Origin of the sequence: Delftia sp. WSY_10 (genome assembly GCF_043104705.1) — a bacterium.
GTDB classification, from domain to species: Bacteria; Pseudomonadota; Gammaproteobacteria; order Burkholderiales; family Burkholderiaceae_C; genus Comamonas; species Comamonas tsuruhatensis.
This window is the reverse complement of record NZ_JBICKY010000035.1, coordinates 176,698-191,464: the sequence shown is the minus strand read 5'-3', so window position 1 is coordinate 191,464 and position 14,767 is coordinate 176,698. Positions and strand designations below refer to the sequence as shown.

At 63.8% G+C, this 14,767-nt stretch carries 17 protein-coding genes and 1 tRNA gene; 8 read left to right on the top strand and 10 right to left on the bottom strand.

The genetic code is table 11. The annotated features are described in order from the left end of the window. Positions 1 to 87 precede the first annotated feature (87 nt). A complete protein-coding gene (locus tag ACF8ML_RS16645) occupies positions 88 to 414 on the top strand; it encodes a hypothetical protein (RefSeq protein WP_016446204.1) in 327 nt (108 codons plus the stop codon). Between the two features lie 83 nt (positions 415 to 497). Here the strand turns inward: ACF8ML_RS16645 and ACF8ML_RS16640 are convergent. Next, positions 498 to 571: transfer RNA gene (locus ACF8ML_RS16640), tRNA-Gly, on the bottom strand. A gap of 861 nt (positions 572 to 1,432) precedes the next feature. Between ACF8ML_RS16640 and ACF8ML_RS16635 the strand changes: the two genes are divergently transcribed. The 5 genes from ACF8ML_RS16635 to ACF8ML_RS16615 all read left to right on the top strand — a co-directional run bounded on the left by ACF8ML_RS16635 (position 1,433) and on the right by ACF8ML_RS16615 (position 4,952). Then, on the top strand, positions 1,433 to 1,513 hold the full coding sequence (locus ACF8ML_RS16635; protein WP_354004185.1) for an IS3 family transposase: 81 nt from the start codon (positions 1,433 to 1,435) through the stop codon (positions 1,511 to 1,513). A 152-nt stretch (positions 1,514 to 1,665) separates the two neighbouring features. After that, positions 1,666 to 2,169 (top strand): GNAT family N-acetyltransferase, encoded by a 504-nt coding sequence (locus ACF8ML_RS16630; RefSeq protein ID WP_252652474.1) that lies wholly within the window; start codon positions 1,666 to 1,668, stop codon positions 2,167 to 2,169. Between the two features lie 442 nt (positions 2,170 to 2,611). Further along, positions 2,612 to 3,148 carry a cysteine hydrolase family protein gene (locus ACF8ML_RS16625; RefSeq protein WP_043790130.1) on the top strand — a complete coding sequence of 179 codons (537 nt, stop codon included), beginning with the start codon at positions 2,612 to 2,614 and terminating at the stop codon, positions 3,146 to 3,148. Positions 3,149 to 3,319: 171 nt separating this feature from the next. Then, positions 3,320 to 3,457, top strand: coding sequence for a hypothetical protein (locus tag ACF8ML_RS16620; protein WP_162489221.1), 138 nt, complete (start codon positions 3,320 to 3,322; stop codon positions 3,455 to 3,457). A 706-nt stretch (positions 3,458 to 4,163) separates the two neighbouring features. Further along, a complete protein-coding gene (locus tag ACF8ML_RS16615; RefSeq protein ID WP_392407436.1) occupies positions 4,164 to 4,952 on the top strand; it encodes a class I SAM-dependent methyltransferase in 789 nt (262 codons plus the stop codon). Positions 4,953 to 4,988: 36 nt separating this feature from the next. On the opposite strand, the gene ACF8ML_RS16610 is transcribed toward ACF8ML_RS16615, so the two are convergent. The 3 genes from ACF8ML_RS16610 to ACF8ML_RS16600 form a co-directional block, all read right to left on the bottom strand. After that, a complete protein-coding gene (locus tag ACF8ML_RS16610; protein ID WP_016447192.1) occupies positions 4,989 to 5,270 on the bottom strand; it encodes a hypothetical protein in 282 nt (93 codons plus the stop codon). A gap of 99 nt (positions 5,271 to 5,369) precedes the next feature. After that, positions 5,370 to 5,624, bottom strand: a complete 255-nt coding sequence (locus ACF8ML_RS16605; protein ID WP_047216988.1) for a hypothetical protein — start codon at positions 5,622 to 5,624, stop codon at positions 5,370 to 5,372. Next, the gene (locus ACF8ML_RS16600; protein WP_016447190.1) at positions 5,621 to 5,803 is read right to left on the bottom strand and encodes a hypothetical protein; all 183 of its coding nucleotides are present in this window, start codon (positions 5,801 to 5,803) and stop codon (positions 5,621 to 5,623) included. The genes ACF8ML_RS16605 and ACF8ML_RS16600 overlap by 4 nt, the downstream gene beginning before the upstream one ends. Positions 5,804 to 6,747: 944 nt before the next feature. Between ACF8ML_RS16600 and ACF8ML_RS16595 the strand changes: the two genes are divergently transcribed. Then, a complete protein-coding gene (locus ACF8ML_RS16595) occupies positions 6,748 to 7,935 on the top strand; it encodes a heme A synthase (protein WP_016447189.1) in 1,188 nt (395 codons plus the stop codon). Then, complete coding sequence (cyoE, locus tag ACF8ML_RS16590) at positions 7,932 to 8,837, top strand: heme o synthase (protein ID WP_016447188.1); 906 nt, start codon at positions 7,932 to 7,934, stop codon at positions 8,835 to 8,837. Before ACF8ML_RS16595 ends, cyoE begins: the two co-directional genes overlap by 4 nt. Positions 8,838 to 8,909: 72 nt before the next feature. On the opposite strand, the gene ACF8ML_RS16585 is transcribed toward cyoE, so the two are convergent. The 6 genes from ACF8ML_RS16585 to cyoB form a co-directional block, all read right to left on the bottom strand. Beyond that, on the bottom strand, positions 8,910 to 9,446 hold the full coding sequence (locus ACF8ML_RS16585; RefSeq protein WP_012205888.1) for a response regulator transcription factor: 537 nt from the start codon (positions 9,444 to 9,446) through the stop codon (positions 8,910 to 8,912). 29 nt (positions 9,447 to 9,475) lie between these two features. Further along, positions 9,476 to 10,777: an ATP-binding protein gene (locus tag ACF8ML_RS16580; protein WP_392407435.1), complete on the bottom strand. Its 1,302-nt coding sequence runs from the start codon at positions 10,775 to 10,777 to the stop codon at positions 9,476 to 9,478. A gap of 113 nt (positions 10,778 to 10,890) precedes the next feature. Beyond that, the gene (locus ACF8ML_RS16575) at positions 10,891 to 11,604 is read right to left on the bottom strand and encodes an SURF1 family protein (RefSeq protein ID WP_392407433.1); all 714 of its coding nucleotides are present in this window, start codon (positions 11,602 to 11,604) and stop codon (positions 10,891 to 10,893) included. A gap of 71 nt (positions 11,605 to 11,675) precedes the next feature. Beyond that, complete coding sequence (gene cyoD / locus ACF8ML_RS16570; RefSeq protein ID WP_047216990.1) at positions 11,676 to 12,110, bottom strand: cytochrome o ubiquinol oxidase subunit IV; 435 nt, start codon at positions 12,108 to 12,110, stop codon at positions 11,676 to 11,678. Next, complete coding sequence (gene cyoC / locus ACF8ML_RS16565) at positions 12,111 to 12,743, bottom strand: cytochrome o ubiquinol oxidase subunit III (RefSeq protein WP_016447184.1); 633 nt, start codon at positions 12,741 to 12,743, stop codon at positions 12,111 to 12,113. It abuts the gene before it with no gap. Next, positions 12,736 to 14,742: a cytochrome o ubiquinol oxidase subunit I gene (gene cyoB / locus ACF8ML_RS16560; RefSeq protein ID WP_016447183.1), complete on the bottom strand. Its 2,007-nt coding sequence runs from the start codon at positions 14,740 to 14,742 to the stop codon at positions 12,736 to 12,738. Before cyoB ends, cyoC begins: the two co-directional genes overlap by 8 nt. Between the last annotated feature and the right edge of the window lie 25 nt (positions 14,743 to 14,767).

Below are 14,767 nucleotides of genomic sequence, written 5' to 3'. Positions count from 1 at the left end.
CAGGGGCTTCTGCATGCAGGATGCTCTAATAGGGCGGCCGCAAGCCACGGCCTGGCTTGTTTCCGAAGACCCACTCCCTTTTCGCATATGCATCTTCTGCAGCGTTGTAGCTTTGTCTTTGCCTGTCTTGCCCTGCCGGCATTCGTTCACGCCGCAGACTTCGACAAGAAAAACTGCACCTACAAAGGCATCCGCCTCTACGGCAAGGTCCAGCTCGTGCAGTCCTTCCCCGACATCAAGGTCCAGGCAACCAGTTCTTTCCCGGACCTCAAGGTCAAGGTGGTGAACTCCTCCGCAGACCGTTGCGGAGAGTGGCAGATCGTCACCTCTTTCCCTGACTTCAAGGTCCAGATGGTCAACTCCTTCCCGGACCTGAAAGTCGAGATGGGCAGTTCATCGCCTGGCGTGCGATAGCGCCCCGGCGCCGCTGCGGCGGCGCCTGCTCCTCAGTCCAGAGATTGGCCCGCGCGCGCAAATGAAGAGTGCGCGAGGAAAGCTGGAGCGGGCGATGGGAATCGAACCCACGTCATGAGCTTGGGAAGCTCAGGTCCTGCCATTGAACGACGCCCGCCTTGGTTGAGCCATTGTCGAATCATGCATTTCTTCGCTAGATGCTTGTTTTCTTGAGACTTTCACGGCGCGTTTGCCGCAAAACCTCAACTTGGCACCCAGCGAAATCTATCTGCACCTGCAACCTTGGCGTAGGTTCGGGAGTAGGTTTTTTGCCTCCTACGTCGCTGGCAATAGAACCTGCGCCATGACTCTGGGTGAGATTCTAGTGCTATTCGATTCGCGGTCTGCAAAGCAGCTTCAGCCAGGCTCGCACCTGCTCGTGAAGGGGTGCGATGAATTGCGATAGGTCACCTCCCAATCGCACAAAACACGGGCCTACTGCTACAAACAGCTCTGCTGGCCTGATGAAGTAGGTGAGGCTCGGGCACTGCTGTGCCCAAGCTTACGACGTACTCGACAAGCGACGAGACCCTCCCACGGCGGCCAAGCAGCTGCGTGCACAGCTGGGGCAGGCGTGGGACTGGGGGCTCGATGCAGGAAAGATCGGTAAGGAGGCGCCGAACTGTTGGCATAGCCTTCTCAAACGCCAGCTGTGTTCCAAGGGAAAAACCGCCGGGGGGGGAAGCATGTGAGGTTTCGGCGCCGGGTGCTGTCCCAGGCGGAACCGCGCAAGCTCCTGTCGTGTCCCCGGACGGATATGTCGCAGAGCGCGCTGGATAGCCAGCCCACTGACGTGCATGGTGGCGCTATAGGTTCCGCCCGGCTGTTTGTCATAGACGTTAGTGGCGATGGGTTAGGGTTTCGTGGTCACGATGCCGGTCCTTTCTGCTGCCGCAAGGGCTTGTGGCCGGTCATTTCGAGGTTTCCTTTCTGAGAGGGGCAGTCGCCGCAGGGCAGGGCATCGTCGCGGTGGTGGTCTTTGGGCAACTACCAATGCATCAAGCTCATGCTAGAAGGCCTGAGTCCGGTGCAGTACCGAAATCAGGCCTTGAGCCGCTAACTTCCAACCGTCCAACTTCATGGGGTCAGCTCAAAGCGGGCTTCGTCGTTTCAATGGTGCACTTGACAAGGCTGTAGGGTGCAAGCGCGCTGCCGGGCTTCCGACGGATTCCTGGGCTGGCTACACTTTTCTTTCCACAGAGAAGGGAAGTCATGGGCACAGATATCTACGTTTCGACGCTGACCGCCGATCTGGAGCAGCAGTTCATCGACGCGGTCGGACAGAGCCGCAAACTGCACGCTCCATGGGTTTCGCCGCCCAGCACGGCACAGGAGTTCCAGGGCTACCTGGCTCGCGTGCAGGAGCCGTCGGGTGCGGCATTTGTGATCTGGGAGTGGCGCAGCGATGGTTTTGCCGGGGTCGTGCAGATCACGAACATCCTGATGGACCCGTTCCGCTCTGCCCATATCGACTTCTTTGCATTCTCGGGCTTCGAAGGGAAGGGCCTGATGAAGGAGGGCCTCGCGCATGTCGTGAAGCAGGTCTTCAGGACTTCGAAGCTGCATCGGCTGGAAGCCAACATTCAGCCTGAGAACAAGGCAGCCATAGCACTGGTGAAGTCCTGTGGTTTCAAGTTGGAGGGGTTGTCGCCCGCATTCATGAAGGTCGGTGGTCGCTGGCGAGATCACGAACGCTGGGCGCTGTTGACCGCGTAGTCGCTGCCGGATCCGTCAGCGCCTGGGGGTTCTCCATGAACTGGTCTCGCAAAGGACGCGGCACCTTGTCATCCTGGGAAGTGACGAGACGTCGAAGAAGGTAAAGCACACCGAGGTGCAGACAAGGCCTAACGGTGGGCTTGTTCTTGCCTGACGTCTCCCCCGAAAACAGCTGGACAGCGTCCGGAACTACAGGGGCGAGATCTGCGGCGCGACAAACGCAAAAAAGCCGCATAGGTGCTGAGATGACAGGCGAAGGCGCTCGTTACAATGGAACTCCATGGTTCACTGCACTCTCACCACTACCATCTCCACGACCGCTTCCTGCGGACCGTGTGAAGTGCCGTGAGTCCCAGTTGAACCACTTCCCAGGCCCGCCAGCGATGGACCGGGCCCTTTTTTTTGCCCTTGCGTCGCCGGCACCACGCAAGGAGTTGTACTCATGTTTGCTCTGTTAGTCCTCGATGTTCAGGTCGGCCTGGTCCGAGGCCCTGAACCCATGTGGCGCTGCACCGAGGTGCTGGACACAATCAACACCTTGATGGCACAGGCCCGCCGCGCGGGAGCGCCAATTTTTCTGGCTCGTCACATCGGTCCCGTGGGAACGCCCATTGGCCCAGGCAGCCCACTGACCCAACTCGCACCCGAACTGCAACTGGACGGCAGTGAGGTTGTGTTCGAAAAACACCGCCCAAGCGCCTTTGCAGGCACCGATCTGTTGCAGCAGCTTCAAGCACGCAACGTGACCGGCCTGGTCATCACCGGCATGAAGACTCAGTACTGCGTGGACACCAATTGCCGGGTCGCTCGCGATCTGGGCCTTGACGCCGTCCTTATTGCGGATGGACATACTTGTGCCGACACCCCCCAGCTTGCAGCGCAGAAGATTGTGGAACACCACAACGCGACGCTGGCAGGGGCGTTTTGCGCGGTCATGCCCGCAAACGCCTGGGATTTCTCGGCACCGGTTCACACCTGATCTGCTGGAGTCCGCCCATATTGAGGCACACGCGAGCGATTGCAGCGCCATTTGTCTTTCAGACCACCGGGCCATGGGCCAATGCCGACGGGCTGGTCCTGCCTTGCGCTGATTCCCTGACCTGTGCTTGTCCGACAAGGGCGTGCCTGGGCGGCACCCATGCTTGAGGCCATGAACACACCTCCTCCCAACACCCCTGGCCAAGTGCCCACATCGTCGTCCCGCAACCGGTTCGCCACCAGGCGGACCATGTACATCGCCGCAGCCGTCGTGGCCGTGGCGCTGATGATCGTGTTTGCGCCCTGGTAGGCGCGATCCACTGTCATGGTCCCGCCCATGCCCGAAAGGGCATGAGAAAGCCCGCCATTTGGCGGGCTGTCGTTTTGGGGAATCGCTTGCCTCAGTGCGCAGGGTGCGCCGTCGGTGCTTGCGCCGTGGGGAGTCGGGCCAGCTTCTGCGAGCAATCGCTGCACACGTGCCACGCATGGAATTGGCGGGCGCCTGTGGCGGGCTTTTCCTGTTCGCACTGCATGCAGAAGACGGCGGGGGCCAGGTCCAGGAGCCGGATCGGCTCTCTGCCTTTCTTGGGACTACGCATAGCTCTCCTTCAAAGTGTTGCTCCTCGGTATCCATTGGGCGCCGGGTTGGAAAAGGCGGCCGTCAGCGGGCGCGCCAAGGCGCAGCAGAAGCCGGCGCCATCGAGGGTGCGGGTTCAACTTACAGCCACGCCGTCTCACGGTTGTGACTTTTGCATGACCGTGTGGGGAAGGCGCCGCAGCTGTTTGACAGCGTGCTTCGGGCAGCCCTAGAATTTTTGCTTCCATTCCTGCGACCATTGCGAACCTGACATGAACCTGTGACGCCTTCGGACCTTCGACCAATCCCCCGAAGCCCTTTGCCGGCCGACGGCGGACGCCTGCGTCACCTCCTGCCTGTTCGTTGATTGCTCTGCGTTTCCTGAACGCAACCCGGCGTCGCCGTGCGGCCTCCTTTCGGAATTTTTGAAAGAGTGCCCATGACGGAATCCATCGATATCCTTGCCCACAACACGGCCGCCTGGAACCAGCAGGCTGCCAAGTCCTGCGACTGGTCGCGCCCGGTCGACAGCGCCGAAATAGCACGGGCCCGCGCCGGAAGCTGGCAGGCGCGGCTCACGCCAGGCCCCTTGCCTGCCGGCTGGCTGGATGATGTACGCGGCCTGCGCATCCTCTGCCTTGCCAGCGGCGGCGGCCAGCAGGCGCCCATTCTTGCTGCGGCGGGCGCCCAGGTCACCGTCTTCGACGCCTCAGCCGGCCAGCTTGCGCAGGACCGGCACGTGGCCGAGCGCGAAGGCCTTGCGCTGACCTGCGTGCAGGGCGATATGCGCGATCTGGGGGTCTTTGCAGACGCCAGCTTTGATGTGATCTTTCACCCCATCTCCAACCTCTACGTGCCCGATGTGCGGCCCGTGTGGCGTGAATGCGCGCGGGTGCTGACGACGGGCGGGCGTCTTCTGTCCAGCTTCTGGAATCCGGTGGTCTTCGTGGAGGACCGTGATCCTGCATTGCGCGAGCAAGGACTCGCGCGGCCCGCCTGGCGCCTGCCGTATTCTGATGTGGCGGATTTGCCGCCCGAGGCGATTGCGGCCAAGCGCGAGCGCAACGAGGCCCTGGTGTTCGGCCATACGCTGGCCGATCAGATCGGGGGGCAGTTGGATGCGGGGCTTGTGCTGACGGGCTTCCACGAGGACTGGCAGCCCCACGCCCGTTTTGTGATCGAGAAGTTCGTGCCGACCTTCATTGCGACACGTTCGATGAAGGTCTGAACGCGCTACCTACGGCCTGGACCGGCCTTGCCGCGCTCAGGTGCGCAAGGCCGGTATCCAGGTCTGTTGCTGGGCGGGTTCTGCCACGGGCTGCGCCGGTTGCGGTCGGGGAGCAGGGCCTTTGGCCTGGGGCGATGGCTGGGCCTGCCGCACCTGCTCGGCGCCGGACTTGGCCAGCAGCAGCATCACGGCCATGCAGATCAACGTCAGCAAGAGCACCACGCAGATGGGGCCCAGATCCACGGAGGCGATGTCCAGCCCCTTTAGCGACTGCCAGCGTTCTGAGCGTATTTCCAGCGGTTCTTCGGGATCGGCCATGACACCTCCACTGCGTTGAGTGTGCCTCCATGCTAGGCGCAAGTGAGCATGCAAACAATATGGGAACTTCGCCAGGATGCGAGGGTATACCGCAGGCAGCTACTTGACCCACATCAATTGCGCCGCCACGGCCAGGGCGATGGCCAGCAGCACCAGCAGCACCAGCCTTGCCACGATGGTGACCGCCTTGCGGCGCGCTGCTTTGCGGGTGTTGCGCGGACGAGGTGGGGTAGGCGGCGGCTGCGTGGCATCCAGGGCTGCAATTCTTTCCAGCCAGTCCTGGGTTGTTGGCAGGGCAGTGGCGGGCGGTGACGAGGACGGGGACGGGGACGAACCGGGCTTGCCGCGGTTCATGGCTCCAGCTCCTGCCGCATCTCTTCCAGCACCTCCAAGGCGCCCTGGATCATGGCTTGCCTGTGCTCCAGCGCAGCCTTCTGGGTCTGCAGCCGTTCCAGCTGCTCGGCTACCTGCGCCTCGTCGGCCCGCAGCTTCTTCAGCCGCTCCTGTATGGCCTCCATTTCCGGGGCGCTCATCTGCCAATCCTCCAGCATGCGAAGGGCGTGGCACGTGGCCCGGTCCCTTCTCACAATTCACACGAATGCCGGCAATTATCTGTGCGTCTTAGCGACTGGCTATGAATGAATTGATATAGATTGTCATCGGCTGGCGCAGAAGGGGGCCGAAAGCTTGCCGCTGCATGCGCACGGTGCTGCGCAGATCAGAGCAGCGCAGTTCAATGCGCGAGGAATTTGAGAAAGATCCGCCCCTGCCGCGTTCTGACCTCGGTCCCTTCGATAAAGCCCATCAGTCTGGCCGAGCCGTCCATGGAGTACAGCGCCGGCCCATCGATGCGGTAGATGAGCCTGGTCCCGCACCGGACGAATTCATCGCCTTCGACACGCCCGATTTCGTGTCCGCGCCCATCAAGCACAGTCCACGAGCGTCCTGCAATCATGGCCTCACCCGGCGGTTGCCGGTCCCCAAGTAAAAGCGTCAATCTAAGGAACGCTGGGCGTCTGAGTCTGAGCGAATCTGAGCAGTTGTGCAAAGCCGGGCCACCGATGCCTCGGGTGGCACCCTGCGCAAATTCGTGTGCGCCCGGCCCAAGCCGCATCACGCCGGCCAAAAGAAGCTGGCTGCGGTCTAGGGGCACTGCGCGCTTGGGCTCTTGAGTGGTGCGCAGGCAAGTAGAATTGTTTCATATCAAAGACATGCTGCTCTGAAAGTTGCAGCGACCGGGCCCGCTTGGCGGGCCTTGTGCATGGGGTGCCGTCCCGCAGCCTGTATCTGGGTGCATGTCCTGATTCTCTGTGGGCCCGGCCTGCGATCCAATCTCGCGCATGGGGCTGAGCCTTCTCGTCAAATTGCTCTCATTTATGAAGTTCTGCTGTCGCCAACCGGATGCGCCTGTGGCATTGCCTTGCGGCTTGCCTGGGGTCAGTTCCGTCCGGTGGACGCTGCGCTGCGGAGGGCGGAGGTGAACGAGCAGGCGCTGTACGATCTGGCCCCCGTTCTGGAGCTGATGCTGCTGGGCCTGTTGCTGGCGCTGGGACCCTTGGCCTGGGTGTGGCTGCGCAACCGCAACGGTGGCTCGCTCAAGCGGCTGCAGGCACTGTCGGTGCTGACGCTGTTCCTGACTTTCGACCTGGTGCTGTTCGGCGCCTTTACGCGCTTGACCGATTCCGGCCTGGGCTGCCCTGACTGGCCGGGCTGCTATGGCAGCGCCAGCCCCATGGGCGCCCGCGCGCAGATTGCCGAGGCGCAGGCCGCCATGCCCACCGGGCCGGTGACGCATGGCAAGGCATGGATAGAGATGGTCCACCGCTATCTGGCCACCACCGTGGGCGTGCTCATCATCGCCATGACCATCATGGCCTGGCGGCGTGCGCGCCGCCAGGGCAGGGCGGGCGCCCAAGGCGTGGAAGGCGCACGGCGGGGGGCCATGAGCCCCTGGTGGCCCACGCTGGCGCTGTTCTGGGTCTGCCTGCAGGGTGCCTTTGGCGCCTGGACCGTGACCATGAAGCTGTTTCCGGCCATCGTGACCCTGCACCTGCTGGGCGGCACGGGCCTGCTGGCCTTGCTGTGCGTGCCCGCCGTTGGGCTGAGCCGGGCGGCTCGCCAGCAGCAGGCAACGGTGATTTCCCCGGGCCTGCGTGCTCTGCTGTGGCTGGGCCTGGGCTTGCTGGTGCTGCAGGTGGCACTGGGTGGCTGGGTCAGCACCAACTATGCGGTGCTGGCCTGCAGCAGTTTTCCGACCTGCCAGGGCAGTTGGTGGCCGGCCATGGATTTTTCGCAGGCGCTGCAGATCTGGCGTCCGCTGGGCCTGCTGCAGGACGGCAGCAACATCAGCTTTGCGGGCCTCACGGCCATCCACTATCTGCACCGCCTGGCGGCCTATGTGGTGGTGGCTGCGCTGGCCGGGCTGTGGTGGCGTTTGGGTGAAGTGCCCGCACTGGCGTTGCAGCGCCGCGTGCTGGGTGCGTTTTTGGTGCTGCAGGTGCTGACAGGCCTGTCGAACGTGGTGCTCGATTGGCCGCTGGTGGCCGCGGTGCTGCATACGGGTGGCGCAGCCGCGCTGGTGACCGTGATTGTTTGGTGCCTGGCGGCCAGTCGCCCGGGCACGCTGCGGGCCGGGTTGCCGGTTGCCCGTGGAGAGATTGCATGAGTAAACAAGCTTCCCTGAGTGTCGAGTCCTCACGCTGGACGCAGTTCTATGCCCTGACCAAGCCGCGCGTGGTGCAGCTGATCGTGTTCTGCGCGCTGATCGGCATGGTGCTGGCCGTGCCGGGCTGGCCCAACGCCGACCAGTGGCTGCACATGGCGCTGGCCTGCCTGGGCATCTGGCTGGTGGCGGGCGCCGCAGCGGCCTTCAACTGCCTGGTGGAGCGCCATATCGATGCGCGCATGAAGCGCACCTCCTGGCGGCCCACGGCGCGCGGGGAGCTGACCAGCCAGCAGGCTCTGGCCTTCTCGGCCATCCTGTGCACTCTGGGTGCGCTGGTGCTGCTGCTGTGCACCAATCCGCTGACCATGTGGCTGACGCTGGCCACCTTCGTGGGCTATGCCGTGATCTACACGGTGATCCTCAAGCCCGCCACGCCGCAGAACATCGTGATCGGCGGCGCCTCCGGCGCCATGCCGCCCGTGCTGGGCTGGGCCGCGATGACGGGCCAGGTCGGACCCGAGGCGCTGATCCTGTTTCTCATCATCTTCCTGTGGACGCCTCCGCATTTCTGGGCGCTGGCGCTGTACCGCGTGGAGGACTACCGCCAGTCGGGCCTGCCGATGCTGCCCGTCACGCATGGCAGCGAGTACACGCGGCTGCAGATCCTGCTGTACACGGTGATCCTGTTCGCGGCCTGCATGCTGCCCTTCATGTACGGCATGAGCTCCTGGCTGTACCTGGTGGTGGCCGTGGTGTTGAGCGTGGGCTTTTGCGGCTATGCCTTCGCGCTGTGGCGCAATTACTCGGACGAGCTGTCGCGCAGGACTTTCCGCTTCTCGCTGGTGCATCTGAGCGTGCTGTTCCTGGCACTGTTGATAGACCACTACCTCTGGCTGGGCTGATGGCCTGAGGGCCATGGCCGCGCAATGACAAACCGGGCCCTTGAGGCCCGGTTTGTCTTGGTGCCTGCCGTCTTACTTGATCTGCCGCTTTTCCAGCTTGCGCGCCAGCGTGCGCCGGTGCATGCCCAGGCGGCGTGCGGCCTCGGAAATGTTGAAGTCGCTCTCGGCCAGGGTTTCGTGGATGTGCTCCCACTCCAGTGTCTTGATGGAAGTGGGGTTGCGCGACAGCTCCACGTCGGTGCGGCCTTCGAGGCGGCCGAAGGCGGCCTCGATGTCGTCGGTGTTGGACGGCTTGGCCAGGTAGTGGCAGGCGCCGAGCTTGACGGCCTCCACGGCCGTGGCAATGCTGGCATAGCCGGTGAGCACGACGATCAGCGCCTCGGGGTTGTGCTGGTGCAGCATCTGCACGCAGCTCAGGCCCGAGGCATTGCCGGCCAGCTTGAGGTCCATGACGGCGTATTGCGGCGAATGCGTCTGCAGCAGCTCGCGCACTTCCTCGGCGCTGGCGGCCTGCAGCACGCGGTAGCCGCGCCGCTCGAACGATCGCGTCAGCGTGCGTGCAAACGTTGCATCGTCTTCAACCAGCAGCAGGAGGCGGGAGCTGTCCATGGGCGATTCGGGTTCCTGTGGGCGCCGCTTCAGGCGCCGGGTTCAATGGCAATCGATGACAGGGGCAGGCGGATCTCCACCTCGCTGCCCCTGGGCGGGGTGTTCCTCACCTGAACGCGTCCGTCCAGCGAGCGCGCCACGTTGAGCACCAGGAACAGGCCCAGTCCGCGGCCCGGGCGCTCCGTCTTGGTGGAGATATGGCGCTGGCCCAGCTGCTCCAGCACGGCAGGTGCAAAGCCGGGACCCTTGTCGCGCACGGTGATGCACAGCATGCCGGTGCGCACGGACAGGTGCAGCGCCACATGGCCGGGGGATGCCTCGGCGGCATTGTCGAGCACATTGCAAACCATTTGCTGCAACGCGGTATCCGAAAGAATGGGGAAGTCCTCTTCGGCCTGGACATAGTCGAAACGCTCCACCGCATGGCGTGACTGCCATTGGGCGACCACTCCATCCATGAAGGCATGCAAGGTCGTGGCCTGGGGCGCGTCGGCGCGGGTTTCGCCGGCGGACATGAGCACGCTGGAGACGATGGATTTGCAGCGCAGCAGCTGCTGCTGCATCTCCTGCAGGTCGGCGAGCAGATCGGGATCTTGCGTGATGACGGGCATGCGCTGCCAGTCGCCCAGGATGACGGACATGGTCGACAGCGGCGTGCCCAGCTCGTGCGCCGCGCCCGTGGCCAGCAGGCCCATGCGCACGATGTGCTCTTCCTCGCTGGCGCGCTGGCGCATGTTGGCCAGCCGCGCGTCGCGCCGTCGCAGGTTGGAGACGATGCGGCGCAGGAAGACCACCAGCAGCACTGTGGTCAGCCCGAAGCTGATCAGGATGCCGCTCACGTACAGGCCGGGCAGCCCGTCCGGTCCCGCCGCGCCAATGGGCAGGGGCCAGTGCACGATGGCCAGCACCAGGGTGCACAGCGAGGTGCTGGCAACGATGATCCAGGCGTGCACGGGCCTGAGCAGCACGGCGCCCAGAATGCCCTGCAGCAGGAACAGGTAGATGAAGGGATTGCTGGCGCCGCCGCTCAGATACAGCTGTATGGCCAGGGCGAGCACGTCGGCCAGCAGGGCCAGGAATAGGTTGCGCGCCGAGATCTGGCGGCGGTGGCTGCGGTACCAGTAGATGTAGCCGAGGTTGGTGAATACGCTGGCCATCAGCACCAGGGCCATGGCCGGCAGCGGCAGGTTGATGCCGAAGCCGTAGTGCACCAGGGAGATGGTGATCACCTGCCCGACCACGGCAAACCAGCGCAGCTGTATCAGCAGCTGCATGTTCTGGCGTTCGGTGGTGCGCTCGACGCGGAACAGGGACTCTGAAGGCGAATTCACGCGGGCGATTGTGCGCTACCGCAGGCAGCCGTGGCGCGGCAGGGTCTTGTAGAGGACTGAAGAAAAAGGGCCACCGATGTCATCGATGGCCCCATTGCCTGCGCAAGGCGGTTCTATGGCTTGCCGGCCGGCTGCTGGTCATTGCGCCTGACCAGCCAGGCGGCACCGACCACCATCAGCGCCAATCCGTACCAGGTCAGTGCGTAGACCATGTGGCTGTTGGGAAAGCGGATCACGGTCATGCCCGGGCGCGGCCAGGTGCCGTCCGCCACGGGCTGGCCGGGCAGGCCGGCGTCGATGAAATAGGGCGCTGCCTTGCCAAGGCCCTGGGCCTGCGCAATGGCCGCCACATCGCGCGAGAACCAGCGCTGCTGAGCAGGATCGTTCTCGCGCAGAAAACCGCCGCGCGGCTCGCTGATGCGCAGCAGGCCGGACACCGTTACCTGGTCCTGGGATGCCTGCCCGGGCTGCGCCTGCCAGCGTGCGCGCTGCTCCGTGGGGATGAAGCCCCGGTTGACCAGCACCTGGCTGCCATCGTCCAGCTGCAGCGGCGTCAGCACCCAGAAGCCTGCTCCCAGCTCGGTCACGGCCTGGGTCAGCACGGTCTTGCCTGTCAGCCATTGGCCGCTGGCCTGCACGGCGCGGTATTCATGGTCGGCGGCCGTGATCTGCGGCCATTCGGCGGGCGGGGGCAGGGCAGCGGGTGCGGCGTGCACGCGCTGCTCCACGCGCTCTATGAGATCCAGCTTCCAGGCGCGGCGCTGCACCTGCCAGCTGCCCAGGAAGATGAAGCCCAAAAACAAGGCGATGCCCGCCGAGATGAGCATCGCCTGAGCGAGTGGGCCGCGCCGGCGCGATGCGCCTGCGCGGCTGGAGGGCCCGGAGTTTCCGGATGCGGTCAAGGCGTGACCACGGCCGGTGCCGTCTGCGCCGCAGGATCGGTCGGCATGGTGTGCTGGGGCATCATGTTGGTGTTCATGTGGAACATGACCCACAGCGTGCCTGCGATGCCGATGGCCACGAAGACCACGGTGAAGATGGTGGACAGCAGGGTCCAGCCGCCTTCGATCTTGCCGTTCATGTGCAGGAAGAAGACCATGTGGACCAGGATCTGCACCACGGCGAAGCCGCCGAGCACCATCACGGCCGTCGAGCGGTCAGAGATGATGTTGCCCATCACCAGCCAGAACGGGATGGCCGTCAGGATGATCGAGAGCACGAAGCCCCACATGTAGCCCGAGAACGTGCTGTGCGGGCCGGCATCGTGGTGGTGGTCGTCATGGCCGTGATGGTCGTGGTGACCGTGGCCGGCGTGGATGTCGTGTGCAGCCATTTACAGCACCCCCATCAGATAAACAAAAGTGAAGACGCCGATCCAGACCACGTCCAAGAAGTGCCAGAACATCGACAGGCACATCAGGCGGCGGTTGTTCTCGTGCGTCAGGCCGTGCTTGTTGATCTGGATCATCAGCGTGACCAGCCAGATCAGGCCGAAGGTCACGTGCAGGCCGTGGGTGCCCACCAGCGTGAAGAACGAGGACAGGAAGGCGCTGCGCTGAGGGCCAGCGCCCTCGTGCAGCAGGTGGGAGAACTCATAGAGTTCCAGGCCCAGGAAGCACAGGCCGAAGAGGCCGGTGATGGCCAGCCACATCTGCGTGCCGCCCAGCTTGCCCTGCTGCTTTTGCAGCATGGCGAAGCCGAAGGTGATGGACGACAGAAGCAGGAAGGCCGTGTTCATCGCCACCAGGGGCAGGTCGAACAGCTGGGCGCCCGTGGGGCCTGCAGCGTAGTTGCGGCCCAGCACGCCATAGGTGGCGAACAGCGCTGCAAAGATCAGGCAGTCGCTCATCAGGTAGAGCCAGAAGCCCAGAGCGGTGCCGTTTTCGGGATGGGGCTCCTCGGCGAGGTGGTACTCACGCGGGGCCAGGGCGGCAGCGCCGCCTGCGGTGTAACGGATATCAGACATGACGTGCCAGCTGTTGTGTGCGCAGTTCTTCCGTGGCCGCGACTTCCGCGGCGGGGATGTAGTAGTCGCGCTTGTAGTTGAACGTGTGGATGATCGACGCCAGCACGGTGGCGGCGAAGGACACGATGGCCAGGGGCCACATGTGCCAGATCATCGCGAAGCCGAAGACCGTGGACAGCGCAGCGATCACGACACCGGCGCCGGTGTTGGCGGGCATGTGCACGGGCTTGAAGCCGGTCAGCGGACGCTGGTAGCCGTGCTTCTTCATATCCCACCAGGCATCGATCTCATGCACCACGGGCGTGAAGGCGAAGTTGTACTGGGGCGGGGGCGAGGATGTGGCCCACTCCAGCGTGCGGCCTTCCCATGGATCGCCGGTTTCGTCACGCAGCTGGTCGCGCTTGAAGTAGCTGACCACGAGCTGCATCAGGAAGCTGCCGATGCCCAGGGCCACCAGGCCTGCGCCGCAGGCGGCGATGATGAACCAGATCTGCAGCGAGGGGTCCTCGAAGTGGTTGGCGCGGCGCGTCACACCCATCAGGCCCAGCACGTACAGCGGCGTGAAGGCCACCCAGAAGCCGACCAGCCAGAACCAGAACGAGCACTTGCCCCAGAACTCATCGAGCTTGTAGCCGAAGGCCTTGGGGAACCAGAAGTTGATGCCGGCGAACACGCCGAACACCACGCCGCCGATGATCACGTTGTGGAAGTGGGCGATCAGGAACAGGCTGTTGTGCAGCACGAAGTCGGCCGGGGGAACGGCCAGCAGCACGCCGGTCATGCCGCCGATGGCGAAGGTGCACATGAAGCCCACGGTCCACAGCATCGGCACGGTGAAGCGGATGCGGCCGCGGTACATGGTGAACAGCCAGTTGAAGATCTTGGCGCCCGTCGGGATCGAAATGATCATCGTCGTGATGCCGAAGAACGTGTTCACGCTGGCGCCCGAGCCCATGGTGAAGAAGTGGTGCAGCCACACCAGGTAGGACAGGATGGTGATACACACCGTCGCGTACACCATGGAGGTGTAGCCGAACAGGCGCTTGCGGCTGAAGGTCGAGACGATCTCGGAGAAGATGCCGAAGCACGGCAGGATCAGGATGTAGACCTCGGGGTGGCCCCAGATCCAGATCAGGTTCACGTACAGCATGGGGTTGCCGCCCAGGTCGTTCGTGAAGAAGTTCGTGCCGACGTAGCGGTCCAGCGACATCAGCACCAGGGCTGCGGTCAGGATGGGGAACGAGGCCACGATCAGCGCGTTGGTGCACAGGGCAGTCCAGGTGAAGACGGGCATCTTCATCAGGTTCATGCCGGGTGCGCGCATCTTGATGATGGTAACGATCAGGTTGATGCCCGACAGCGTGGTGCCGACACCGGCCACCTGCAATCCCCAGATGTAGTAGTCAAGCCCCACCCCCGGGTTCTGCGCCCCCAGGTTGGACAGGGCCAGCCAGCCGGAGGTGGAGAACTCGCCCAGGAACAGCGAGATCATCACCAGCACGGCGCCGCCCGTGGTCATCCAGAAGCTGAAGTTGTTCAGGAACGGGAAGGACACGTCGCGGGCGCCGATCTGCAGCGGCACCAGGTAGTTCATCAGGCCGGTCACGAAGGGCATGGCCACGAAGAAGATCATGATCACGCCGTGGGCCGTGAAGATCTGGTCGTAGTGGTGCGGAGGCAGGTAGCCCAGGTTGTCGCCGAAGGCCATGGCCTGCTGCAGGCGCATCATCAGCGCATCTGCGAAGCCGCGCAGCAGCATGACCAGACCGAGGATCATGTACATGATGCCGATCTTCTTGTGGTCGATGCTGCACAGCCAGTCGCGCCACAGCGGGCCCCACAGGCGGAACTTGGTGAGAAGGCCCAGCACGCCGAGGCCGCCGAGCACCACGGCGATGAAGGTCACCAGCACGATGGGCTCATGCGCCATCGGGATGGAGTCCCAGGTGATGCGTCCCAGCAGCCAGTGGGCCTGTGCCGGGGAGGTATGTTCAGACATATCGAGTCTCTTAGGTCGTTTTGGA